1 protein-coding gene and 1 pseudogene are annotated in these 1303 nt (G+C 59.0%); both read right to left on the reverse strand.

All coding sequences use genetic code 11. The features are described 5' to 3' along the window. A pseudogene (locus ABID26_RS37020) lies at positions 1 to 525 on the reverse strand (recombinase family protein); the annotation flags it as partial. Beyond that, a partial coding sequence (locus tag ABID26_RS37025) for a recombinase zinc ribbon domain-containing protein (RefSeq protein WP_354418439.1) occupies positions 497 to 1303 on the reverse strand: 807 nt, incomplete at its 5' end. The pseudogene ABID26_RS37020 and the gene ABID26_RS37025, both read right to left, overlap by 29 nt.

The raw sequence follows: 1303 nt of genomic DNA on the forward strand, positions 1-1303 counted from the left end.
ATATTGATAATCAATGTAGTTTTTGGGTCGACGTTCGATCGCGCGCTGCACCGCTATGCGTACCGTTTCCGAGCTTAGCGCCTCGACAGGAACTAACCATTGCGAGCCTTTGATTGCCTGTGTTGCCGGCAAGATGCCCTTCAGCACCAAGCTCTTTGCCGATCCGACGCAAATTCCAAAATGGTCCGCAGCCTTCGCAAGGCTGATCATTTGACCGTCCGATGATGCGGGGTCGTAGTCCGGCAAGCCTAAGCGTTCGCGCATTTCCCGTACGCGAACGGTCGTCCAGGTCTCGCCGTCGCCGGTCTTACAGCGCATCCGATTGAGCGACACGGCGAGTTCTCGATCTGGCCAACGACCAGCGAGTTTGCGAAGTGCATCAACGGCGGTAGGTGCCATATCCCCCGGATATCGGCCAGTCTTGACGCGAGCAACACGAACCTCCGTGTGCCGGCCGCCGGTCCAGTGGATGAGTAGAACCGCCTCATTGGTATTCTTATCGAGATCGCAAACAATCTCGGACAACGATGTGAACCAGTCGCTGCTTGGTGCGTGTGTCCGTGGACGGTGCATTCCAAACCCGCGGCAGATCATGCGCAAGTTGCAGAAGCAGGGCGCGGTCGATTTTGGGACTTTCCACCGACGCGGCGCGCAACTCCGTGATGCGGTCCTCAAGCTCGGCTACCCGTTCCAATGCACCGTTCCAGCGCGCCTCCAGTTCACGGGCCACATGGCGCTTGGCAGGATCCACAAGCTCGTATCGGCGCGCTGCAAGAGATGCTTCGTAGCCTGCGACTTCAAGCTCCCGTTCGACGGCGGCCATGATGTCTTTTCTCGAGCGCTCAACTTGGTCGGACGCCAATATTGCTGCTTCGACAGCCCGATCCGAGACCGCCTCAAGGATCTGCAGCGCAACCGCACGATCGACCCGCACTCCCCCAATGCCGATGCACAAGCCCGCTCCGACATGGGCGTCATCGCCGCGGCATTGATACCGATGTGCATTTCCCTTGGCCTGGCCATAGAACACACGCATCATCCGCCCGCAACGACCGCACCGCATCAGGCCGGTCAGTAGTGCGCGACCTCCGCGTGCCGATTTGCGCGAGCAGTTCTTCTTCATGTGCGCGTTTTCCAGCAGCAGCGTCTGATTGTCTTCATACTCCTGCCAACTGATGTAACCGGGATGATTGTCGCGCAGGAGGACGTTCCATTCTTCGCGTGGCTTCTTGAACCCGCTGACCTTACGGGCTCGACCGTCCACGATCCGTGTCTTCTGGGCGATTCGGCCAAACGCATAGGC

The organism is Mesorhizobium shonense (assembly GCF_040545255.1).
GTDB lineage: Bacteria > Pseudomonadota > Alphaproteobacteria > Rhizobiales > Rhizobiaceae > Mesorhizobium > Mesorhizobium shonense.